This is a genomic window from Streptomyces sp. NPDC058741, assembly GCF_042746715.1.
Taxonomy (GTDB): domain Bacteria; phylum Actinomycetota; class Actinomycetes; order Streptomycetales; family Streptomycetaceae; genus Streptomyces.
Window position 1 is genome coordinate 43991 of record NZ_JBHYQH010000018.1, and the last position, 23366, is coordinate 67356.

Here is a 23366-nt window from a genome sequence, read left to right on the forward strand (position 1 = left end):
AAGGGGCGGAGCCGCGCACGTGTCGTTGTTCTGGCGGATCTTCTCGCTCAACGCCGCCGGTCTGGTGGTGGCCACCGCGTTGCTGCTCGGCCCCGTCACCGTGTCGACGCCCGTGCTGTGGGGCGAGGCGCTCGTGCTGCTCGGCGGCCTGGCGCTGCTGCTGGCAGGCAACGCCCTCGTGCTGCGCTTCGGCCTCGTGCCCCTGCGGCGACTCGACCGGGCCATGGCCACCGCCGACCTGCTGCGCCCGGGGTCCCGCCCGGTGGTGTCCGGTCCGGCGGAGACGGCCGGGCTGATCACGACGTACAACACGATGCTCGACCGGCTGGAGGCCGAGCGGGCCGCCGGCGCCGCCCGGGCCCTGTCCGCACAGGAGAGCGAACGGCATCGCATCGCGCGGGAACTGCACGACGAGGTCGGGCAGACCCTGACCGCAGTCCTCCTGCAGCTCAAGCGCGTCGCCGACCGGGCACCCGACGACCTGCGCGAGGAGGTCGGCCAGGCACAGGAGGCGACCCGGGCCGGCCTGGACGAGATCCGCCGCATCGCCCGCCGGCTGCGCCCCGGTGTCCTGGAGGAACTCGGCCTGGCCAGCGCCCTGCGCTCCCTCGCGGCCGAGTTCACCACCCACGGCCTGACCGTGCGCCACCACGTCACCGGCGACCTGCCCGCCCTGGCCCCGGAAGCGGAACTCGTCGTCTACCGGGTGGCCCAGGAGGGCCTCACCAACACCGCCCGGCACGCCGCGGCCGACCGCGCCGAACTCCGCCTCCGGCCGGTCACCGGCGGCGCCGAACTCCTCGTCCGCGACAACGGCACCGGCCTCGGCGGGTCCCGCGAGGGCGCCGGCATCACCGGCATGCGCGAACGCGCCCTGCTGATCGGCGCCGCCCTGAGCCTGGAGCCGGCCCCCGGCGGGGGAACCGAGATCCGGCTGCGCATCCCCGTCACAGAAGGACCCCGCTGATGTCCACCCCGATCCGCGTCCTGCTCGCCGACGACCACACCCTCGTCCGCCGGGGCGTACGCCTCATCCTCGACGGGGAGCCGGACCTGACCGTCGTCGCCGAGGCGGGGGACGGCGCCGAGGCGGTCGCCCTGGCCCGCGACAGGCCCGTCGACCTCGCCGTCCTGGACGTGGCCATGCCCCGCATGACCGGCCTGCAGGCCGCCCGTGAACTGTCCCGGCGCCTGCCCGACCTGCACATCCTGATCCTGACGATGTACGACAACGAGGAGTACTTCTTCGAGGCGCTCCGGGCCGGGGCCAGCGGCTACGTCCTCAAGTCCGTCGCCGACCGCGACCTGGTCGAGGCCTGCCGGGCGGCCGTGCGCGACGAGCCGTTCATCTACCCCGGCGCCGAGCGGGCCCTCGTCCGCTCCTACCTGGAACGCCTGGCGCGCGGCGACGGGCTGCCGGCCCGGGCCATCACCGAACGAGAGGAGGAGATCCTCAAACTGGTCGCCGAGGGGCACACCTCCAAGGAGATCGGCGAACTCCTCTTCATCAGCGCCAAGACCGTCGAACGCCACCGCGCCAACCTCCTGCAGAAACTCGGCATGCGCGACCGCCTGGAGCTGACCCGGTACGCCATCCGGGCGGGCCTCATCGAGCCGTGAGGCCCGGGGCCCGGTTGTCCACAGGCGGCCGGGCCACGTCCGGCGACCGCCTACCCTTGTCCCCATGAGCAGCATCGACCGGAGCCATTCAGCGGGCGGCACGCGCACGTACGAGGTACGCACCTACGGGTGCCAGATGAACGTCCACGACTCCGAGCGATTGGCCGGTCTGCTGGAGGACGCGGGCTACGTCCGCGCCCCCGAGGGCGCCGACGCGGCCGACGTCGTCGTCTTCAACACCTGCGCCGTGCGCGAGAACGCCGACAACAAGCTGTACGGCAACCTGGGCCACCTCGCCCCCAAGAAGGCGAGCCGCCCCGGCATGCAGATCGCGGTCGGCGGCTGCCTCGCGCAGAAGGACCGCGACACGATCGTGAAGAGGGCGCCCTGGGTGGACGTCGTCTTCGGCACGCACAACATCGGCAGGCTCCCGGTCCTGCTGGAGCGCGCCCGCGTGCAGGAGGAGGCGCAGGTCGAGATCGCCGAGTCCCTGGAGGCGTTCCCCTCGACGCTGCCCACCCGCCGCGAAAGCGCCTACGCGGCCTGGGTCTCCGTCTCCGTCGGCTGCAACAACACGTGCACCTTCTGCATCGTCCCGGCCCTGCGCGGCAAGGAGAAGGACCGCCGCCCCGGCGACATCCTGGCCGAGATCGAGGCCCTGGTCGCCGAGGGCGTCAGCGAGGTCACGCTGCTCGGGCAGAACGTGAACGCCTACGGCTCCGACATCGGCGACCGCGAGGCCTTCAGCAAGCTGCTGCGGGCCTGCGGGAGGATCGACGGCCTGGAGCGCGTCCGCTTCACCTCGCCGCACCCCCGCGACTTCACCGACGACGTCATCGCCGCCATGGCCGGGACGCCGAACGTGATGCCCCAGCTGCACATGCCCCTGCAATCCGGCTCCGACCCGGTCCTGAAGGCGATGCGCCGTTCCTACCGTCAGGAGCGCTTCCTCGGGATCATCGAGAAGGTCCGGGCCGCCATCCCGCACGCCGCCATCAGCACGGACATCATCGTGGGCTTCCCCGGCGAGACCGAGGAGGACTTCGAGCAGACGCTGCACGTGGTGCGCGAGGCCCGCTTCGCCCAGGCCTTCACCTTCCAGTACTCCAAGCGCCCGGGCACCCCGGCCGCCGGGATGGACGGCCAGATCCCCAAGAAGGTCGTCCAGGAGCGCTACGAGCGTCTGGTCGCCCTCCAGGAGGAGATCTCCTGGGAGGAGAACAAGAAGCAGGTCGGCCGCACACTGGAGCTGATGGTCGCCGAGGGCGAGGGCCGCAAGGACGACAGCACCCACCGCCTGTCCGGCCGCGCCCCCGACAACCGCCTCGTCCACTTCACCAGGCCGGACCAGAAGGTCCGTCCCGGTGACGTGGTGACGGTCGAGATCACCTACGCCGCCCCGCACCACCTCCTCGCCGAGGGCCCCGTCCTCGACGTGCGCCGCACGCGCGCGGGCGACGCCTGGGAGAAGCGCACCGCGGAGAAGTCCGCGAAGCCGTCCCGGCCGGCCGGTGTCCTGCTCGGCCTGCCCAAGGTCGGCGTCCCCGAGCCGCTGCCGGTGGCGGCCGGCGGGTGCGGCTGCGACTGAGCCGAGCGGCCGCCGGTGGCGGCGGGCGGCCGGGGCCCGGCCGGACCGCGTCCGCCGCGTGTGCCGGCGGCGCCGCCTGAGGGGTTACCCTGCCGATCATGCTTGTCGCCGCCGCCGTCTGCCCCTGCCCGCCGCTCCTGGTTCCCGAGATCGCCGCGGGAGCCGCTTCGGAGCTGGACGCCGCTCGGGCCGCCTGCTCGGACGCGCTGGGCGTGCTCGCCGCCGCCCGGCCCGGCCGTCTCGTGGTCGTCGGGCCGGTGGCCGGCTCCGGGCAGGAGGCCTACCCTCAGGGCAGCCCTGGCTCCTTCGAGGGCTTCGGCGTGGACCTCGGCGTACGGCTGGGACCGGCCCTGGCTGCGGACGCGGGCCGGCCGCTGCCCGGCTCGCTGGCGGTGGCCGCCTGGCTGCTGGAGCGGACCGCGTGGTCCGACGCCCCCCTCGAAGGGCTGGGCGTGGGGGAGCGGCTCCCGCCCGAGCAGTGCGTGCGGACCGGACGGGACCTCGTCGCGCGTGACGAGCGCGTGGCCCTGCTGGTGATGGGCGACGCCAGCGCGTGCCGGACGCTCAAGGCCCCGGGCTACCTCGACGAACGGGCGGCGCCCTTCGACGCGGAGGCGGCGCGCGCCCTCGCCGCGGTGGACCTGCCGGCGCTCACCGCGATGGACACCGGCCTCGCCGGCGAGCTGAAGGTGTCCGGCCGGGCTCCCTGGCAGGTCCTCGCGGGCGCGGCCGAGGGCGCGGACCTCGGCGGATCACTGCTGTACGAGGACGCGCCCTACGGGGTGGGGTACATCGTGGCCACCTGGTCGTAGCGGGCCGCCCCGGAGGGGCCGGGCCGTGGGCGCGGAGAACGGCGGACGGCCGGGAGCTTCGTGCTCCGCGGCCGTCCGCCGATGTGTACACCGTGCTGCGTGCTGCGATGCGCGTGTCAGGAAACGGGCGGTGGCGCGTCGTCCGGCGGCGTGCCGCCGGACGCGTCCCGCGGCGGTGCCGTACGTCCCGCCTCGGGCGGCGGGGTCACCGTGCCCGGCGGGGGAGTCGTGCCCGACGCGTCCGGTCCGCTCTCGCCCTTGTGCGCGAATCGGCCCATGGCGTCCTTGGCCCGGCCCGCGCCGGACTGGATCTTGCCGCTGTACTTGCCCTTGGTCCGCCTGTCGACGGCGTGCGCGGCCTTGTCGAGGCCGTGATGGATCCTGCCCTCGTTCCGCTGGGCGAGATCCGAGACCCTGCTCTTGGCCGGGCCCAGTCTGGCCTTCATGGTGTCCAGCAGACCCATGGTTCACCTTCCCTCACGCGTGGAGGTCACGTACGGGCGCCGTCGCCCGCCTCGTTGTCGGCCGCCTTGTCGGTGGACTGCTGGTGCGGGATGTCGACGCCGTCGCTCTCGGCCACCTCGGTGTCCTTCGCCGTCGGCTCGACCGCCTCCGACGCCCTCTCAGCCGCCGTCACCTCGGCAGCCGCCGCCGTCTCCTCCGCCTCGGAACCGGCCTTCGCCGTCTCGGCACCGGATGCGGCGGCAGGCGCCTCCGGGGTCTTGGACCGTCGGAGAAGTCGTGCAAATACGCCCATATCCACTCCATACGTTACTCGTGCGGGCGAATTCCCGCGTCGCCCGGTACATCCGTTTGCGCGGCCCGGGCCACCGCCTCTGCGATCCGGCGGCAGGAACCTCGCAACGGGCAACGACCCCGCAGCCGTGGCGTCACGTAACTCGTTCGAGAGGGCCCTCCGAGGTTTGCGAGACTGTTCCGGTGAGCAGCGCAGCCCCCGCCCCCCGCGTCATCGCCGTCGTCGGACCGACCGCGGCCGGAAAGTCCGATCTGGGCGTCTTCCTGGCCCAGCGTCTCGGTGGCGAGGTCGTCAACGCCGACTCCATGCAGCTCTACCGAGGGATGGACATCGGCACCGCCAAGCTGACGCCCGAGGAGCGCGGCGGGGTCCCGCACCACCTCCTCGACATCTGGGACGTCACCGTCACCGCGTCCGTCGCCGAGTACCAGCGCATGGCCCGGGAGCGGATCGACGCCCTGCTCGCCGAGGGCCGCTGGCCGATCCTGGTCGGCGGTTCCGGGCTGTACGTGCGCGGGGCCGTCGACAACCTGGAGTTCCCCGGCACCGACCCCGAGGTCCGGGCCCGCCTGGAGGAGGAGCTCACCCTGCGCGGCTCGGGAGCCCTGCACGCCCGCCTGGCCGCCGCCGACCCCGAGGCCGCTCGCGCGATCCTGCCGAGCAACGGCCGCCGGGTCGTCCGGGCCCTGGAGGTCATCGAGATCACCGGCAAGCCCTTCACCGCCAACCTCCCCGGCCACGACTCGGTGTACGACACCCTCCAGATCGGCGTCGACGTGGCCCGCCCCGAACTCGACGAGCGCATCACCCACCGGGTCGACCGCATGTGGGAGGCCGGTCTGGTGGACGAGGTGCGCGCACTCCAGGCGCAGGGGTTGCGTGAAGGGCGTACGGCCTCGCGCGCGCTCGGCTACCAGCAGGTGCTCGCGGCACTGGCCGGGGAGTGCACCCTGGAGGAAGCGCGGACCGAGACCGTCCGTGCCACCAAGCGCTTCGCGCGCCGCCAGGATTCATGGTTCAGGCGCGATCCCCGGGTGCACTGGTTGAGTGGGGCTGCGGCCGATCTCACAGAACTTCCGCAGCTCGCGCTCTCCTTGGTCGAACGACCGGTTACAGCCTGATCACGTCATGGCATCGGGACGCCCAGGCCGTCATCCGCGCCTACGGCGGCGTGCCATCATCGAGCTTCGATCGACCGAGTTCAGTCCTAGTGGGGAGGGCGCGTGGCGATGGAGGCCGGCCCTCGCGACACGGCAGGAAGCACCGATCGCATCACCGCCGAGCGGGATGGGACCGGGCACGAGGACGGACCGGAGCAGGACACGGACCGCCTCAGCTCCGACGGGCCCGACGAGACGCAGGGCGGCGTGACCGACGACGGTCCCGAGCCCGGGGAGATGTTCGCGGACGAGGTCGAGGTCGAGCTGCGCCCGCAGCGCCGGCTGCGCATCTGGCAGCTCGCCCCCATCGTGGCCCTGGCCGCGGTCGGCTCGCTGATGTTCGCCTTCCCGCTCGCCTTCGACTTCGGCGACAGCGGCGCGGTCATCGCCATGCTCGGCCTGCTGATCTGCTCGACCGCCGCGGGCTGGGGCATGATGGCGGCCCGCCGGGTCGGCCACACCTGGCCGGGACTGCCGGCCAAGGGCTCGGGCCGCAGACCCGACTGGCGGGTCGTCCTCGCGTACGCCCTGATGGTGACCGTCGTGGTGGTCCTCGCCGTATGGCGCGTGGCGCGGCTGCGCTGAGCACCGGGACGGGTGGGGCCACTGTCGTACCCCCCGGACGGGCGCGGTCGCTGTCGTACCCACCCCGTACGATCGAGGAATGAGCACGCGGATCGCCTTCCTCAAGGGTCACGGCACCGAGAACGACTTCGTGATCGTCCCGGACCCCGAGAACGCCGTCGACCTGCCCCCGGCCGCCGTCGCCGCCCTGTGCGACCGCCGTGCGGGCATCGGCGGTGACGGCCTGCTGCACGTGGTGCGCTCCGCCGCGCACCCCGAGGCGCGGGGCATGGCCGAGGAGGCGGAGTGGTTCATGGACTACCGCAACGGCGACGGCTCGATCGCCGAGATGTGCGGCAACGGCGTGCGCGTGTTCGCGCGCTACCTGCAGCGCGCCGGGCACGTGACGGAAGGGGACCTCGCCGTCGCGACCCGCGGGGGCGTCAAGACCGTCCACATCGCCAAGGACGGTGAGGTCACCGTCGGCATGGGCAGGGCGCGGCTCCCCGAAGGGGACGTCACTGTGAGCGTCGGCGAGCGCACCTGGCCCGTGCGGAACGTGAACATGGGCAACCCGCACGCGGTCGCCTTCGTCGACGACCTGGCACAGGCCGGCGATCTGCGCACCCCCCCGTCCTTCAGCCCGGCCTCCGCCTACCCCGACGGCGTGAACGTCGAGTTCGTGGTCGACCGCGGCCCCCGCCGCGTCGCGCTCCGCGTGCACGAGCGCGGCTCCGGCGAGACCCGTTCCTGCGGTACGGGCGCGTGCGCCGTCGCCGTGGCCGCCGCCCGCCGTGACGGGGCCGACCCCGCGGCCACCGGCACCCCCGTGACGTACACCGTGGACGTGCCCGGCGGCACGCTGGTGATCACCGAGCATCCCGACGGCGAGATCGAGATGACCGGGCCCGCGGTGATCGTGGCCGAGGGCGAGATCGACGCGGACTGGCTGGAGGACGCCATGGCCGTGTGAGCCGGGAGACTCGTCCTCGAAGGGTGGGTCAACCGTCTCCGAGGGCCATCCGGATCCTCCGGGAAGAACCGCGCGCTCTGGGCCCGGGCGACCCGAAAACACCGGCGACAACCGGCCACTTGGCGGGAACGAGCCGGATGAGACCGGCACGCAGGGGGTGCAAACCTCACATTCATCCCTCGAATGGGTGATCAGTTTCACGCTCGGCGAGAGGCGGTCAGCCAGGCGTGGTGGGCTCGGTAGCATCAAGCACCGGCCCGGACGGGGGACCGAAGCCGCCCCCTGAGCCGTGTCCGCCCTGGGGCTCCCCGTCCGCCGGTTGACGCAGCCGGAGGTGCCCATGAGTGCGGAGGCCACGAATCCCGTGACCCCAGGCCCGATGCCGGGCGCGGTGTCGGGACCGGTGACGCCGACAGCGCCGCGCAGAAAGGCCCGCTCCCGGATCGACCTGCGCCGCCTGGGCAGGGCCGCCGTGCTCGGCCCCGCCGCCCGCGACCGGCTGCCCGACGCGATCAGCCACGTCGTCGAGGCCCACCGCGCCCACCACCCCGACGCGGACCTGGAACCCCTGCGCCGCGCCTACGTCCTGGCCGAGTCCTCGCACCGCGGCCAGATGCGCAAGAGTGGCGAGCCGTACATCACGCACCCCCTGGCGGTGACCCTGATCCTCGCCGAACTCGGCGCGGAGACCACGACGTTGACCGCCTCCCTGCTCCACGACACCGTCGAGGACACGGACGTGACGCTGGATCAGGTACGGGAGCACTTCGGCGAGGAGGTCCGCTACCTCGTCGACGGCGTCACCAAGCTGGAGAAGGTCGACTACGGCGCCGCCGCCGAACCCGAGACCTTCCGCAAGATGCTCGTCGCCACCGGCAACGACGTCCGCGTGATGTCGATCAAACTCGCCGACCGGCTGCACAACATGCGCACCCTGGGCGTGATGCGGCCAGAGAAGCAGGAACGCATCGCCAAGGTGACACGTGACGTCCTCATCCCGCTCGCCGAACGCCTCGGCGTGCAGGCCCTCAAGACCGAGCTGGAAGACCTCGTCTTCGCGATCCTGCACCCCGAGGAGTACCAGAGCACCAGGGAGCTGATCGTCCGCAACGCCGCCCGTGCCGACGATCCGCTCGCCGAGGTCGCCGACGAGATGCGGACGGTGCTGCGCGAGGCCGACATCCCGGCCGAAGTCCTCATCCGCCCTCGCCACTTCGTCTCCCTGCACCGCGTCTCCCGCAAACGCGGCCGGCTCCGCGGCTCCGACTTCGGCCGCCTGCTGGTCCTGGTGCAGGAGGACGCCGACTGCTACGGCGTCCTGGGCGAGCTCCACACCTGCATGACGCCGGTCGTCTCGGAGTTCAAGGACTTCATCGCCGTACCGAAGTTCAACCTGTACCAGTCGCTGCACACGGCAGTCGCCCGCGAGGACGGCCAGGTCGTCGAAGTCCTCATCCGCACGCACCAGATGCACAAGGTCGCCGAGGCAGGAGTCGTCGCCCTCGGCAACCCCTACGCACCCGCCCCCGAGGACCCGGCCGACGGCGAGCGCGTCGACCCCACCCGCCCCGGCTGGCTCTCCCGCCTCCTGGACTGGCAGGAGGCGGCACCCGACCCGGACCACTTCTGGTCGGTCCTGCGAGAAGACCTCGCCCAGGACCGGGAGATCACCGTCTTCCGTCCCGACGGCGGCACGCTCGGCCTGCCCGAAGGAGCGACCTGCGTGGACGCGGCCTACGCCCAGTACGGCGAGGACGCGCACGCCTGCATCGGAGCGCGCGTCAACGGCCGGCTCGCGACGCTGAGCACCGTCCTGAAGGACGGCGACACCGTGCAGCTCCTCATGGGCCAGGACCCGGCGTCCGAACCCTCCCGCGAATGGCTGGAGCACGCCCACACGCCCGCCGCCCGGATCGCCATCCAGCGCTGGCTGGCCGCCCACCCGGCGCAGGCCGAGGCCCAGCGGGGGAACGCGGCGCGGGACGCCCGGGCGAGTAACGCGACAGGCCGGGCGGTTCCCCGGCCGGCAGTCGGCGCACCCGGGACCGGCGGACCCGCCGAGCGGCCCGCCGCCCGCCCGGCGGGCGCCGACGTGCTCGCCGACCTGCCGGACGCGACGGTCCGGCTGGCCCGCTGCTGCACACCCGTACCGCCCGACGCGATCACCGGCTTCGCCGTGCGCGGGGGCGCCGTCACCGTGCACCGCGTGGAGTGCGTCGCGGTCGCGCGCATGCGGGCCGGGGGGCGTGCTCAGGTCGGCGTGCGCTGGGGGGACACCGCAGAGTGCCGGGTCACACTGGTCGCCGAATCGTTCGTCCGTCCCCATCTGCTCGCGGACCTCACCGAGGCCATGGCCCTCGAAGGCGCCGAGATCGTCTCGGCGACCGTCGAGCCGCCGACCCAGCAGCAGGTGCGGCACACCTACACGGTGCAGCTCCCGGACGCCGCCCACCTGCCCGCCCTGATGCGCGCCATGCGCCAGGTGGCCGGGGTGTACGACGTGAGCCGGGCGCAGCCCCAGACGCCGGGCGGCTGAACCGGCCGTGCCGATCGGGGACGGCACCCGGCGCAGGCCCCGGTCCCCGGTTCGGGTGGGGCGGACGCGCGCCGTTCCCGCCCGGCACGCGCACGCTGGTAGCCGTGGGGCATGCCCCACACGCCCCGCGTCCGCGCCCCTCGCACCCGCCGCCGGCGGACCTCCGCCGCCCTGTTCGCCTCCGCCGTCTCCGTCTGCCTCGTCGCCGCGAGCTCCTCCGCCGTCCCGCTGGGCGTCGGTGACCGCCTCTTCCCGTATCTGGGCAATCCCGGCTACGACGTCGCCTCGTACGACCTCTCGTTCGTCTATTCCGGCGACAACAGCGAGCCCCTGCGGGCCGTCACCACCATCGACGCCTGGACCAGCGAGGACCTCGACCGGATCAACCTGGACTTCGCCCACGGCACGGTCGAGTCGGTCGAGGTCGACGGCGACCCCGCCCGGTTCAGCAGGGCCGGCGAGGACCTCGTGATCACGCCCGACGACTCCGTGTCCGACGACAACTGGATGCGGATCACCGTCCGGCACACCAGCGACCCCGTGGCGGCCGAAGGGCGTGAGGGCGGCTGGGTGCGCACCGCGGACGGCCTCGCCCTGGCCAACCAGGCCGATGCCGCGCACCTGGTCTTCCCGTGCAACGACCACCCCTCCGACAAGGCGATGTTCACCGTCCGGGTCACCGCACCCGACGGGCACACCGCCGTCGCGAACGGCCTGCCCGCCGGCGTGGACCGGGCCGGCGGCTCGACCATGTGGACCTACCGCACCCGGCACCCCATGGCCACCGAACTCGCCCAGGTCTCCATCGGCCGCTCCACGGTGCTGCGCCGCACCGGCCCGCACGGCCTGCCCGTACGCGACGTCGTGCCGACACGGCACCGCGAGGCCCTCGAACCCTGGCTGGAGAAGACCCCCGCCCAGATCGAGTGGATGGAGCGCAAGGTCGGCCGCTACCCCTTCGAGACGTACGGCCTGCTCATGGCCGACGCCACCACCGGCTTCCAACTGGAGACGCAGACGCTCTCCCTCTTCGAGCGGGATCTGTTCACCGACCCGGTCTACCCCCGGTGGTACGTCGAGGCGATCATGGTCCACGAGCTGGCCCACCAGTGGTTCGGCAACAGCGTCGGCCCCCGCGCCTGGTCCGACCTGTGGCTCAACGAGGGGCACGCCACCTGGTACGAGGCCCTCTACGCCGAGGAGCACGCCGGCAAACCCATGCGGGACCGGATGCAGGCCGCGTACGGCGCCTCCGACCGCTGGCGCGCCGCCGGCGGACCGCCCGCCGAGCCCAAGCCCCCCGCGCCCGGCAACAAGACCGGCATCTTCCGGCCCAACGTCTACGACGGCGCCGCGCTCGTCCTGTACGCCCTGCGCCAGGAGATCGGCCGCCCGGCCTTCGAACGCCTGCAGCGCGCCTGGACCGCCCGGTACCGGGACGCCACGGCCACGACGGAGGACTTCGTCCGCCTCGCCGCCGAAATCTCCGGGCGTGATCTGGACGGCTTCTTCCACGGCTGGCTGTACGGGGAGAAGACACCGCCGATGCCGGGACATCCGGACTGGAAGGCGGGGGCTCCGGCGAAGGCGGCCGGGCCGGGGAAGGCGGCAGGGCCCGGCGAAGCGGCGGGATCCCCCCGGACGGCCGGGCGATAACACGGTGACGAGACGCCCCGTGCCGTGCGACCATCTTCGGGTCGGCGCGGCACCGGGCGCCGGGGAATCTCCCGGACGGCTCGTGCGTTGTGGACAGTGACGCAACGGCTCGCAGCGCTGTCGCCGCCATCGGTTTCCCAGCTACGTAAGGATCCAATGACCTCCTCTTCTTCCTTTTCCCAGGACACCAAGCGCTTCGCGCACAACCACCCCGAGGGTCTTCGGGCCGATGCCCTGATGGAAGAGGACGTCGCCTGGAGCCACGAGATCGACGGAGAGCGGGACGGCGATCAGCTCGACCGCTCCGAGCGCGCGGCCCTGCGCCGTGTGGTGGGCCTCTCCACCGAGCTCGAGGACGTCACCGAGGTCGAGTACCGCCAGCTGCGTCTGGAGCGGGTCGTCCTCGTCGGCGTCTGGACCTCGGGCACCGTGCAGGACGCGGAGAACTCCCTCGCGGAGCTCGCCGCCCTCGCGGAGACGGCCGGCGCGCTGGTGCTCGACGGTGTCGTCCAGCGCCGCGACAAGCCCGACGCGGCCACGTACATCGGCTCCGGCAAGGCCGAGGAGCTGCGGGACATCGTCCTGGAGACGGGCGCGGACACCGTCATCTGCGACGGTGAGCTCAGCCCCGGCCAGCTCATCCACCTCGAGGACGTCGTCAAGGTCAAGGTCATCGACCGCACGGCCCTGATCCTCGACATCTTCGCCCAGCACGCCAAGTCCCGCGAGGGCAAGGCGCAGGTCGCGCTCGCGCAGATGCAGTACATGCTGCCGCGGCTGCGCGGCTGGGGTCAGTCGCTGTCCCGGCAGATGGGCGGCGGCAAGGGCGGCGGCCTCGCCACCCGCGGTCCCGGTGAGACGAAGATCGAGACGGACCGGCGGCGGATCCGCGAGAAGATGGCGAAGATGCGCCGGGAGATCGCGGACATGAAGACCGGCCGCGAGATCAAGCGCCAGGAGCGCAAGCGCCACAAGGTGCCGTCCGTGGCCATCGCGGGCTACACCAACGCCGGCAAGTCCTCCCTGCTCAACCGCCTCACGGGCGCGGGCGTGCTGGTCGAGAACGCGCTGTTCGCGACCCTCGACCCGACCGTTCGCCGGGCCGAGACCCCGAGCGGGCGGCTGTACACGCTGGCGGACACGGTCGGCTTCGTGCGCCACCTGCCCCACCACCTGGTCGAGGCGTTCCGCTCCACGATGGAGGAGGTCGGCGAGTCCGATCTGATCCTTCACGTGGTGGACGGTTCGCACCCGGTCCCGGAGGAGCAGTTGGCGGCCGTGCGCGAGGTGATCAGGGACGTCGGCGCCACCGACGTACCCGAGATCGTCGTGATCAACAAGGCCGACGCGGCCGACCCGCTGACGCTGCAGCGCCTGCTGCGCGTGGAGAAGCGGTCCATCGCCGTCTCGGCCCGCACCGGCCAGGGCATCGACGAGCTGCTCGCGCTGATCGACAACGAGCTGCCCCGCCCGTCGGTCGAGATCGAGGCACTGGTGCCGTACACACACGGCAAGCTGGTCGCCCGTGCCCACGACGAGGGCGAGGTGATCTCCGAGGAGCACACCGCGCAGGGCACCCTCCTCAAGCTGCGCGTGCACGAGGAACTGGCGGCGGAACTCGCGCCGTACGTTCCGGCCCCGGCCCTCTGAGGCCCGGCCCGTAAGCGGGAAGGCCCGCTCCCTGTCCGCAGGGAGCGGCCCTTCCCGCGCGTCCCGGTCAGCGACCGCCGTACGTCCTGCTCATGTCCTGGTAGAGCGGCTCGGCGTCCCGGCCCGGCTGCGGGCCCGCCAGCCAGGTGTTGTCGGTGGGGCCGATCGAGGTGTTGGAGACCAGCACGGTCTTGCCGTTCAGCACCCGGAACCAGCCGCCGCCGGACGAGCCGCCGGTCATGTCGCAGCCGATGCGGTACATCGTCGGCAGCGACGGGCTCAGCGAGAACCGGCCGGGCACGTCCACGCACTTGAACATCTTCAGACCGTTGTAGGGCGGCGCGGCGGGGTAGCCCCAGGCGCCCGTCTTGGCGGCCTCGGCCGCGGACGGGGCGGGAGAAGTCCACGTCGAGCGCGCCCCCGACCGTCTCCTCCAGCGACTTCGATCCCCGCTCCGGCTTCACGTGCAGCACGGAGTAGTCGTACGCGGCACCGTCACCGCCGCTCTCCGAACCGCCCTGGATCCACTGGTTCGAGGTCGAGGCCCAGTCCGCCCACCAGTTGCCGTACGGAGCGACCTCCGCGGGGTTCGCGTCGCCCAGCTCCGCCTCGGACGTGCCGAGGTCGTTGTAGGCCGGCACGAACACGATGTTCCGGTACCAGCCGCCGTCGCCGCCGGCGTGCACACAGTGGCCCGCCGTCCACACCAGGTTGGACTTGCCGGCGTGGTTGACGTCCTTGATCACCGTGCCCGAGCAGACCGCCGGTCCGTCGGGGGAGTCGAAGAAGACCTTGCCGACCGGCGCCGCGTTCTCGTGGTACGGCATCTTCTCGGCCTGTGCCCTCGCGGGCGCCGGTTCCGGGGCGCTGACGCCCTGGCCGACCGACGCGTCCTTCGTCGTGACCGTCTTGTCGGATTCCTCGGCGGACCGCATCCGCTCCGGTTTCCAGAGTCCGTCGATCACCGGGTTGACGAAGTCCTCGGCGTCACTGAGCCACTTGTCCTCGTCCCAGTTCTTCCAGCCGCCCTTCCTCCACCGGTCGACGTCGATGCCGTGTTCCTCGAGCCTGCCGGCGATGCCGGCCGGGATCCGGGCCTCGCCGCCGCCGGCCCCGGCCGCCCGGGAGGCGGTGGCGTCGGGCTTGTCGTTCGCCGAGTCCACGCGGTCCGCCGAGCCGCCGCAGGCGGTTGCGGTGAGCGTCAGGGCGGCGACGGCACCGGTGGCGGCGAGAGCGGAGCACCGCCCGAGCCTCGGTACGGGCGTACGTGTGGGACGCTTGGTGTGATCACCCCCGTCATACGGTGCGCGTGGATGCGTGTCCGGGACCGCGCTGTGCGCGCAGAACATGAGCGCGGCCGGGCCGGAGCCCGCGTATGCCGCGGCACTCCACCCCGTCCGCGGCCGGGGCTCACCGCCCCGCGAACTTCTTGCTGACCGAGTCGTAGACGCCCTCTGCCTCGGTGCCCAGGCGCGGTCCGGCCAGCCAGCCCGACGTCACCGGGCCGATCGAGGTGTTGGAGACCAGCGCGGGCTTGCCGTCCGAGCCGGTCGCGACCCATCCGCCGCCCGACGCACCACCGGTCATGGTGCAGCCGATGCGGTACATCGTCGGATCCGACGCGGTGATCGACAGGCGGCCCGGCCGGTCCTGGCACCGGTACAGCTTCTGCCCGTCGTACGGCGGCGCGGCCGGGTAGCCGATCGCCGTGAGACTCTCGATCTGCGGCACGGCGGGAGCCTTGAAGTCGACCGGCAGCGCCGAACCGACCGTCTCCTCCAGCGACTTGCCCTCGCTGCCCTTCTCCGGCGTGACGTGGATGACCGCGAAGTCGTAGGACGCGCCGTCGCCGCCCGTCGAACCGCCCTGCTCGATCCACTGGTCCGAGGTCTGCGCCCAGTCCCCCCACCAGACGCCGTAGGGGGCGACGTCCTCACGGGTGGCGTTCTCCAGCGCCTCGATCGGCTTGCCGTCGTCGTTGTACGACGGCACGAACGCGATGTTGCGGTACCAGCCGCCCCTCTTGCCCGCGTGCACACAGTGGCCGGCCGTCCACACCAGGTTCGACTTGCCCGGGTGCGCGGGGTCCTTCACCACCGTCGCCGAACAGACCGCCGAGCCCTCGGGGGAGTCGAAGAACACCTTCCCGGCCGTGGGGACGGCGGCGTGGTACGAGGGCGGCACGGCCTGCGCCCTCACCGGCCGGGGCGTGGGGTCGGTGACGCCCTGGTCACCGGAGAGGTCGCTCTCGTCGACGCCTTGGTCGGGCTCCTCGGCCTCCCGCATGCGGTCCGGGTTCCAGAGCCCCTCGATGATCGGGTTGATGTACTCGTTGGCCTCGCGCAGCCAGTCGTCCCGGTCCCAGTCCTTCCAGGCGCCCTTCTTCCACTGGTCGACGTCGATCCCGTGCTCGCGGAGGCGGTCGCGGATGTCGTCGGGGATCCTGAGCTTGCCGTCGTCGGAGGCGGAGGCGGAGGGCTCGCCGTTCGCCTCGGCGTCGCCCGACCCGCAGGCGGTGGTGGTCAGCGCGAGCGCCGAGGCGAGGGCGACGGCGGCCAGCACGGGGGAGTTCCTGCGGCCCGCCCTCCCTCCTCGCCGAGCGGTGGGCAACGGTCGTATGTATCGCATGATCTGACTCCCCCTGATGGTGACTACATGGACGGACAGGTGCTTCTCGCCTGCGCCGCCCGCTGCTTGGAGCGGAGCCGGCCGGCACCCTGCGGCGTCCGGGAACGGCACCACACCCTATGCGGTGCCTGTGGGGGAGGTCCGACGGAACAGCAACAGTTCCGTCACGGAAAGGATCTTGAGGCAACCCGTAACCCGGTGCGCCATGGGGGGTTGGTAGCGGTGGGGGGCCTGCTGTCGGTGTGCGCTCGCTCCTACATGCCCGTGCCCAGGAGGAGGTCAGGGAAGCCGTGGCGGGAACCGCTCTTGGGGGTCGTGCGTCAGAGGAGGCCGCTGTGGGGCGTGCGTCGGTGAAGACCCCGCGTCGGCGCGGAGCCGCCGGCGATACCGGAGCACCGGGGGAGGCGGGCACCGCACCCGTGGCGGAGGAGAGCGGGCGTCGGCGCGGGGACGGCCCGCCGGGGATGCCCGCCCGGCCCCAAGGGGTGCTGCGGCGGCAGCCCTCGCGCGAACCCTCGGCCCGGACGTACGCACGGGCCCTGCCGATCGTGCCGGTGCGCGCACGTGGCCTGACCATCGAGGGTGCGGACGGCCGCCGCTACCTCGACTGCCTGTCGGGCGCCGGCGCCCTCGCCCTCGGGCACAACCACCCCGTCGTCCTGGAAGCCATCCGCAAGGTCCTCGACTCCGGTGCGCCCCTGAACGCCCTCGGCCTGGCGACACCCGTCAAGGACGCCTTCACCACCGAACTGTTCAGGACCCTGCCCCCGGGCCTGGCCGACCGGGCACGGGTGCGCTTCTGCGGACCGGCGGGCGGCGACGCCCTGGAGACCGCCTCCGCACTCGTCCGCGCCGCGACCGGGCGGAGCGGCCTGATCAGGTTCCCCGGCGCCGTGCATGAGGGCCCTGCCGGACGGCTCACCGCCGGATCGCTCCACACGTCCGGGGACGCCTCCCACGCGCCGACCACCTGTCCGCCGCGCCCGAACGGCCATGACCGCACCTCCCGCGTGGGCAGGGGGCAGGAAGCCGAACGCCTCGCCCCCTGGACCGCGTCCGCTCCCGACCCCGCGGCGTCCGCCGGGCCGCTCGCCGCCGGCGTGATCGTCGAGCCCGTGGAGGGCGGAGACGGGGTGATTCCCGCACCGGGCGGCTGGCTCCGGCGCATGCGGCAGCTCACGGCCGACCACTCTGTCCCGTTGATCGTCGACGAAACCCGGACGGGCGTCGGACGGACCGGTACCTTCTGGGCCGTGGAACACAGTGGCGTGACTCCCGACGTGATGGTCCTCTCCGAGGCCATCGGCGGCAGCCTGCCCCTGTCCGTCGTCGTCTACCGCGACGCCCTCGGCACCGGGAGCCCCGGCGCCGACGGCGGCCCCTTCCGGGGCAATCAGCTCGCCATGGCCGCCGGCACGGCGACCCTCGCCCACGTCCGGGAGAACCGCCTGGCCGAGCGCGCGGCAGCCCTCGGCGCACGCATGCTGGGCCGACTCGGGTGTCTGGCCGCAGAGTTCTCGTGTGTCGGCCAGGTGCGGGGGACGGGATTGATGATCGGGGTCGAGCTGGTGGATCCCGAGGGCGGTGAGCCCGCGTCCGGACCTGAGCCCAGGTCCGGGCCGGGGGCCGGGGCCGCCCGGCCGGAGGAAGGGCCCGCGTCGGGCGGCGGTGCGGGTACGGTGCCGGGCCGGATGAGGGGGAGCGAGGGACTCGGTGGTCCCGCCGCTCGCGAACTGGCCTGCGCCGTCCGGCGCGAGTGCCTGCGACGGGGTCTCATCGTCGGACTCGGCGGCCGTCACGGGAGCGTCGTGCGGCTGCTTCCGCCCCTGACGATCACCGACGAGCAGGCGGCCGCCGTCCTGGACCGCCTCGCTGACGCGATCCGAGTGGTGTCGGCCCGTGGCTGTCGGAGCACGGCAGCGGTGCGGTTCACGCCGTGAGGTCCGGCGGAACGGAAAAGCCGGTTGTACGGGGGCTTCACGCCGTGCCCTTGCGCGCTGCTGCTGGTCGCGGGACGGGCCGTCCTGCCCTGGGACACGGCGCATCCTTAACCGCGCCGAGGACGACTCCTGGGCTCGCCCGCCCCGCTCGCCCCACCCGCAACCATCCCACGAGGTACCTGTCTTGAACGCCACCCCCGCAGCCGACGGCCACGCTACGATGCGAGAAGGGGCCCCGTCGAGGACCGCGTGCCCAGGCAGTCGGGGACCGGAACGGCCCTGCCCCGGCAAGGACTCGAACCGGCGACGCGACCGGCCCAGGGGCAGATCGTCGACCCCACCCCCGACACCCCGGCCCACCCCGACGCACACACCCTCGCCGAGGCAGCAGCCGTGGAAGCCCTCCTGCGCTGCTGGGTACGCGAGACCGACCTGCCCATGCCTCCCGACGGCATCCTCCGCATCCCCCTTCCTGCCAGCGACAACCAGGGCTACTACTTCCGCGCGTCACGGCGAGCGGACCTCGACGCCCGGCTGCCCGGCATCGTGGAGCGCAGCGACACGTTCGTCTGCGACGACGTCACCGACGAGCGCCTCCTCTACTACCTGGCCGTCAACAACGTCCTCGGCCTCATCGGGGCGTTCGGCTCCCAGGGCCTGGCGGACGAACGTCTGCTGCTCGCCGCTTTCCGCCGCTTCCTCGGCGACCTCGCCTCCGGCCCGTCCCGGCTTCGCACCTCCCTGTCCGCCCGGTTGCTCGACTCACCCGTCCTGCGCTGCAAGGCCAACCTGCTGACCCGGCTGCACGGCCTGGACGAGCTCGTGGGCCCGGTCGACACGCAGTCCGTCTACGTCACCATCGCCAACCCCCTGCACGCCTGAAGACCCTGTCCCAGCCCACCACCGAGTTCCGTCGCCTCCCGAGGACATGCCCGATCCCTCCTTCTGAACGGAGCCGTCGGTGTCTCCCCGCCGGCCCGACCGCCGACACTGCCACCGCTGTCAGTACCGCTGTCGGGACCGCCGTCAGTACCGCTGTCACGGCCAAGGCCGGTGCCGGCTCCCGCGCCGAGCCCGGCTTCGGCTCCGGTCGCCCTGCCGACGATCCCTCCGGCATCGGGGCCCCTGCGGAGCTCCGGCCGGACTCCGCTGCGGACGGGGACAGCGCAGACACCATGGACCTGCGGCACCCGGTGGAACTCCTGGCCCTCATCGCGGAACAGACAACCGATCGCACTCCGCGCGAGGTGGGCTGTGCCGGAGAGGACCCGGGACCACACATCACTCCCGCTTCCGCTGCCCGCTCCGTAACCGCGCCCCCGACCACCTCCGGCTTCCAGTACGACGATCTCCTCGACCACGTCTCCGACTGGGGCCGCGCACCTGGACCCGCTGGCCCGCCACTACCCGGCCCGGCCGCACGACACCGGAGTCCATCTGCTCGTCGGCGCCGTCGCCGACCGGGGCCGTGGTCTGGGCGGTCTGCTCCTCAGAGCCGTGGCCGATCTCGTTCTCGCTCGGCGTCCCTCCTGCGTACGGGGCATCGCGGAACCCGACATCCGCAACACCCCCTCCCTCGCCGCTTTCCTCACCGCCGGCTTCCGGTTCTCCGCCGAGGTCGATCCGCCGGGCAAACGGGCCGCCCTCGTGATCCGAGACCGATCACTCCGGCATCTGATGCAGCACTGTGTCACCGGCCCGTCACCCTTCGAACGCGAGGCGTTCCGCCCCGGTTCCCGGAGACCGGGAGAACGCACACATTTCTCCGGCCGTTCTCCGATTCCCGGCGCCGTCTCCCGGCGCGGTTCCGCCCGCCGCCTCCCTCCTCGCGATCCCTGCGGCCCGCCGTCCCCCCTGCGGCCTCCACCGTCCCGTCCGGCGCACCAGGAGCCCTCGGCCTTGATCCCCTCACTGCCCGCGCCTCGAACTCACCGGACGTCTCGGCCCGCCACCACGCCCCCACGGTCGCTCCGTCCCCTGCCGTCGCCCCGATCGCACCCGGCGTCTCCGTCTCGATCGCCCGTTTGTCAGTGCTGGGTCGTAGGGTGGTCGCGCTATGACGAAGCCCTCACTCCCCGAACTCCTGCATGCTGCCGTCACTGCCGTCGGCGGTACGGAGCGCCCCGGTCAGGTGGCCATGGCCGAAGCCGTCGCGGAAGCGATCGATGACGGCTCCCACCTGCTGGTCCAGGCCGGCACCGGCACCGGCAAGTCGCTGGGTTACCTGGTGCCCGCGCTCGCGCACGGGGAGCGAGTGGTCGTCGCGACCGCCACCCTGGCCCTGCAGCGCCAGCTGGTGGAACGCGACCTCCCGAGAACGGTCGAGTCGCTGCACCCGCTGCTGCGCCGCCGCCCGGAGTTCGCGATGCTCAAGGGCCGGTCGAACTACCTGTGTCTGCACCGCCTCCACGAGGGCGTCCCGCAGGACGAGGAGGAGGGCCTCTTCGACCAGTTCGAGGCGGCCGCACCCACCAGCAAGCTCGGCCAGGACCTGCTGCGCGTGCGTGACTGGGCCGACGAGACCGAGACCGGCGACCGCGACGACCTCACGCCCGGTATCTCGGACCGGGCCTGGTCCCAGGTGTCGGTGTCGTCGAGGGAGTGCCTGGGTGCCTCGAAGTGCGCCTACGGCGCGGAATGCTTCGCCGAGATGGCCCGGGAGCGGGCCAAGCTCGCCGAGGTCGTCGTCACCAACCACGCCCTGCTCGCGATCGACGCCATCGAGGGCGCCCCGGTCCTTCCGCAGCACGAGGTGCTGATCGTCGACGAGGCGCACGAGCTGGTCTCACGGGTCACGGGAGTCGCCACCGGCGAACTCACCCCCGGCCAGGTGAACCGCGCCGTACGTCGGGCCGCCAAACTCGCCAACGAGAAGGCCGCAGACCAGCTCCAGACCGCCGCAGAGGGGTTCGAGCGGTTGATGGAGCTGGCGCTGCCGGGCCGTCTGGAGGAGATCCCCGAGGACCTCGGGTATGCGCTGATGGCGCTGCGTGACGCGTGCCGCACGGTCATCTCCGCGATCGGGAACACCCGCGACAAGTCCGTCCAGGACGAGGACGCGGTCCGCAAGCAGGCCCTTGCGTCCGTGGAGAACGTGCACGACGTTGCGGAGCGGATCACCAACGGCTCCGAGTGGGACGTGGTCTGGTACGAGCGGCACGACCGCTTCGGCGCGTCCCTGCGCGTCGCCCCCATGTCGGTCTCGGGCCTGCTGAGGGAGAAGCTCTTCGCGGATCGGTCGGTGGTCCTGACGTCCGCGACGCTGAAGCTGGGCGGTGATTTCAACGGGGTCGGCGCCTCCCTGGGCCTCGCCCCCGAGGGCACGGAGGGGGACGACGTCCCGCAGTGGAAGGGCATCGACGTCGGCTCGCCCTTCGACTACCGCAAGCAGGGCATCCTGTACGTGGCCAAGCATCTGGCGCGCCCAGCCCGGGACGGCGACCGCGCGGACATGCTCGACGAGCTCAGCGAGTTGATCCAGGCGGCCGGCGGCCGCACATTGGGCCTGTTCTCCTCGATGAGGGGCGCGCAACTGGCCGCCGAGGAGCTGCGCTCCCGGATCCCGGAGCTCCCGATCCTCCTCCAGGGAGAGGAGACGCTCGGCGAACTGATCAAGAACTTCGCGGCCGACCCGAAGACCTGCCTCTTCGGCACACTGTCGCTGTGGCAGGGCGTGGACGTCCCCGGTCCCAGCTGCCAGTTGGTCGTCATGGACAAGATCCCGTTCCCGCGCCCGGACGATCCTCTGATGAGCGCGCGCCAGAAGGCCGTGGAGGACGCGGGCGGCAACGGCTTCATGGCGGTCGCCGCGACCCATGCCGCGCTCCTCATGGCGCAGGGCGCCGGCCGCCTCGTACGGGCGTCGGGTGACCGGGGGGTGGTCGCCGTACTGGACCAGCGGCTGGCCACGGCGCGGTACGGGGGCTACCTCAAGGCGTCGCTGCCCGACTTCTGGTACACGACGGACCGTAACCAGGTGCGGAAGTCGCTGGCCGCCATCGACGCGGCGGCGCAGCAGGCGGAAGCCGGGTGAGGCTCGGGGGGCCGGTCCGCAGCACGCCGGCCCTGCACGCCGCAGGGCCTGTCCGGGGCACCGTGCGGGCCGCGCCCTCCAGGTGGTACGGCTGCTGCCTCGGGACAGCGCAGGACCCCGGAACCGGCGCAGGGGTTCCGGGGTCCGGTACAGAGGGCGGGCCGGCTGGGCCCGCCCGACGCGGTGCGCGGCGTCAGACGCGGCGCAGTACGGCCACCACCTTGCCGAGGATGGTCGCGTCGTCGCCGGGGATCGGCTCGTAGGCCGCGTTGTGCGGCAGCAGCCACACATGGCCGTCCTCGCGCTTGAAGCGCTTGACGGTGGCCTCTCCGTCGAGCATCGCCGCGACGATGTCGCCGTTCTCCGCGACCGGCTGGCGGCGGACCGTCACCCAGTCGCCGTCGCAGATCGCGGCCTCGATCATCGAGTCACCGACGACCTTCAGGACGAACAGCTCACCGTCGCCGACGAGCTGGCGGGGGAGGGGGAAGACGTCCTCGACGGACTCCTCGGCGAGGATCGGCCCACCGGCGGCGATCCGGCCGACGAGCGGGACGTACGACGCGGCGGGCTTGCCGGCGGTGTCCGTCGGCTGCACCGAGGCCGCCTGGTCGGAACCCCGCACCTCGTACGCGCGCGGGCGGTGCGGGTCGCGGCGCAGGAAGCCCTTGCGCTCCAGCGCCATCAGCTGGTGCGCCACGGAGGAGGTGCTGGAGAGGCCGACGGCCTGGCCGATCTCGCGCATCGACGGCGGGTAGCCGCGTCGCTGGACCGAGTCCCTGATCACCTCGATGACGCGGCGCTGGCGGTCGGTGAGGCCCGAGCTGTCCGCCCGGATGCCGGGAGGTCGGCCCGGCAGGGAGCGCTTGTGCCCCTCAGGGTTCGTGGCTTCGTTCATCGCATGCACCGGCTCCAGTCGGCCCTGGGAGCGGTCCTGGGCAGTGATGGTGGCACTGTCTGCGGTGGTGGTCACGTCGGCCCCTCTCGATGGTCTCCCTGCTGGACAACGGTAGTTTCTTTCGAAAGGTTGCGCCAAACACACGTTCGAGTGAAAAATCGCGAATCAGGGGACGCGATCACGAGTCCGGGTGTATTGGCGGCCGCGCCACCTGGCGGGTAAAAGGGCCCGTTGCTGTACTCTTCACCGCCGGATGATCGCCTCGCGGACAGGTGCCCCAGTCTGCCATCCGGCATTCCCGCGTCCCGGGACCGGCCCTCATCCGTGCGGGAGTCGCACGCTCCCTCCCTGCGGCGCCCACGGTATCCCCGCATGCGCCGCAGCGATACGGCTGTGCGTCGAGAGGTGCCGACCGCGGCGGAATGCGGCGGGGCCCAGCGGTGGGGCGGAGGGCGTGCGGGGCCGGTGAGGTACCGCCGGACGTGGGCCGCCAGGGCCCTCCGACGCGACACGCGCGTATGGCCTGGGTGTATGAGCCAATCCCCACATCT

16 protein-coding genes and 3 pseudogenes are annotated in these 23366 nt (G+C 72.6%); 14 read left to right on the plus strand and 5 right to left on the minus strand.

What is annotated here, in order from left to right:
- Positions 1-19 precede the first annotated feature (19 nt).
- The 4 genes from ACFW6P_RS16880 (at position 20) to ACFW6P_RS16895 (ending at position 4020) form a co-directional block, all read left to right on the plus strand.
- Positions 20-967: a sensor histidine kinase gene (locus ACFW6P_RS16880; RefSeq protein ID WP_386424026.1), complete on the plus strand. Its 948-nt coding sequence runs from the start codon at positions 20-22 to the stop codon at positions 965-967.
- On the plus strand, positions 967-1620 hold the full coding sequence (locus ACFW6P_RS16885) for a response regulator (protein ID WP_386352807.1): 654 nt from the start codon (positions 967-969) through the stop codon (positions 1618-1620). Before ACFW6P_RS16880 ends, ACFW6P_RS16885 begins: the two co-directional genes overlap by 1 nt.
- A 64-nt stretch (positions 1621-1684) precedes the next feature.
- Positions 1685-3208, plus strand: coding sequence for a tRNA (N6-isopentenyl adenosine(37)-C2)-methylthiotransferase MiaB (miaB, locus tag ACFW6P_RS16890; RefSeq protein WP_386424027.1), 1524 nt, complete (start codon positions 1685-1687; stop codon positions 3206-3208).
- Between the two features lie 98 nt (positions 3209-3306).
- Positions 3307-4020: a class III extradiol dioxygenase subunit B-like domain-containing protein gene (locus tag ACFW6P_RS16895; protein ID WP_386352812.1), complete on the plus strand. Its 714-nt coding sequence runs from the start codon at positions 3307-3309 to the stop codon at positions 4018-4020.
- 116 nt (positions 4021-4136) lie between these two features.
- On the opposite strand, the gene ACFW6P_RS16900 is transcribed toward ACFW6P_RS16895, so the two are convergent.
- A complete protein-coding gene (locus tag ACFW6P_RS16900) occupies positions 4137-4484 on the minus strand; it encodes an antitoxin (RefSeq protein ID WP_386352815.1) in 348 nt (115 codons plus the stop codon).
- 26 nt (positions 4485-4510) lie between these two features.
- The gene (locus tag ACFW6P_RS16905; protein ID WP_386352818.1) at positions 4511-4777 is read right to left on the minus strand and encodes a hypothetical protein; all 267 of its coding nucleotides are present in this window, start codon (positions 4775-4777) and stop codon (positions 4511-4513) included.
- A gap of 182 nt (positions 4778-4959) precedes the next feature.
- On the opposite strand from ACFW6P_RS16905, the gene miaA reads away from it, so the two are divergent.
- The 6 genes from miaA to hflX all read left to right on the plus strand — a co-directional run bounded on the left by miaA (position 4960) and on the right by hflX (position 13316).
- Complete coding sequence (miaA, locus tag ACFW6P_RS16910) at positions 4960-5898, plus strand: tRNA (adenosine(37)-N6)-dimethylallyltransferase MiaA (protein WP_386352821.1); 939 nt, start codon at positions 4960-4962, stop codon at positions 5896-5898.
- 108 nt (positions 5899-6006) lie between these two features.
- The gene (locus ACFW6P_RS16915; protein ID WP_386352995.1) at positions 6007-6522 is read left to right on the plus strand and encodes a hypothetical protein; all 516 of its coding nucleotides are present in this window, start codon (positions 6007-6009) and stop codon (positions 6520-6522) included.
- A 79-nt stretch (positions 6523-6601) separates the two neighbouring features.
- Complete coding sequence (dapF, locus tag ACFW6P_RS16920; protein ID WP_386352823.1) at positions 6602-7474, plus strand: diaminopimelate epimerase; 873 nt, start codon at positions 6602-6604, stop codon at positions 7472-7474.
- Positions 7475-7814: 340 nt separating this feature from the next.
- Positions 7815-10010, plus strand: coding sequence for a RelA/SpoT family protein (locus tag ACFW6P_RS16925; protein WP_386352825.1), 2196 nt, complete (start codon positions 7815-7817; stop codon positions 10008-10010).
- Positions 10011-10121: 111 nt separating this feature from the next.
- A complete protein-coding gene (locus tag ACFW6P_RS16930) occupies positions 10122-11666 on the plus strand; it encodes a M1 family metallopeptidase (protein ID WP_386424029.1) in 1545 nt (514 codons plus the stop codon).
- Between the two features lie 156 nt (positions 11667-11822).
- A complete protein-coding gene (gene hflX, locus ACFW6P_RS16935; RefSeq protein ID WP_386424031.1) occupies positions 11823-13316 on the plus strand; it encodes a GTPase HflX in 1494 nt (497 codons plus the stop codon).
- A gap of 67 nt (positions 13317-13383) precedes the next feature.
- Here the strand turns inward: hflX and ACFW6P_RS16940 are convergent.
- Positions 13384-14665: pseudogene (locus ACFW6P_RS16940) on the minus strand (trypsin-like serine peptidase).
- 61 nt (positions 14666-14726) lie between these two features.
- Positions 14727-15944, minus strand: coding sequence for a trypsin-like serine peptidase (locus ACFW6P_RS16945; protein WP_386352833.1), 1218 nt, complete (start codon positions 15942-15944; stop codon positions 14727-14729).
- A gap of 464 nt (positions 15945-16408) precedes the next feature.
- On the opposite strand from ACFW6P_RS16945, the gene ACFW6P_RS16950 reads away from it, so the two are divergent.
- The 4 genes and pseudogenes from ACFW6P_RS16950 to ACFW6P_RS16965 all read left to right on the plus strand — a co-directional run bounded on the left by ACFW6P_RS16950 (position 16409) and on the right by ACFW6P_RS16965 (position 21917).
- Entirely contained in the window at positions 16409-17884 is a 1476-nt protein-coding gene (locus ACFW6P_RS16950) for an aminotransferase class III-fold pyridoxal phosphate-dependent enzyme (RefSeq protein WP_386424033.1), read from the plus strand.
- Between the two features lie 480 nt (positions 17885-18364).
- A pseudogene (locus tag ACFW6P_RS16955) lies at positions 18365-18766 on the plus strand (ferric iron reductase); the annotation flags it as partial.
- Positions 18767-19261: 495 nt separating this feature from the next.
- Positions 19262-19564: pseudogene (locus ACFW6P_RS16960) on the plus strand (GNAT family N-acetyltransferase); the annotation flags it as partial.
- Between the two features lie 376 nt (positions 19565-19940).
- On the plus strand, positions 19941-21917 hold the full coding sequence (locus ACFW6P_RS16965; RefSeq protein WP_386424035.1) for an ATP-dependent DNA helicase: 1977 nt from the start codon (positions 19941-19943) through the stop codon (positions 21915-21917).
- Positions 21918-22110: 193 nt separating this feature from the next.
- Here ACFW6P_RS16965 and lexA read toward each other — a convergent pair whose 3' ends face one another.
- On the minus strand, positions 22111-22890 hold the full coding sequence (gene lexA, locus ACFW6P_RS16970; RefSeq protein WP_171145262.1) for a transcriptional repressor LexA: 780 nt from the start codon (positions 22888-22890) through the stop codon (positions 22111-22113).
- Between the last annotated feature and the right edge of the window lie 476 nt (positions 22891-23366).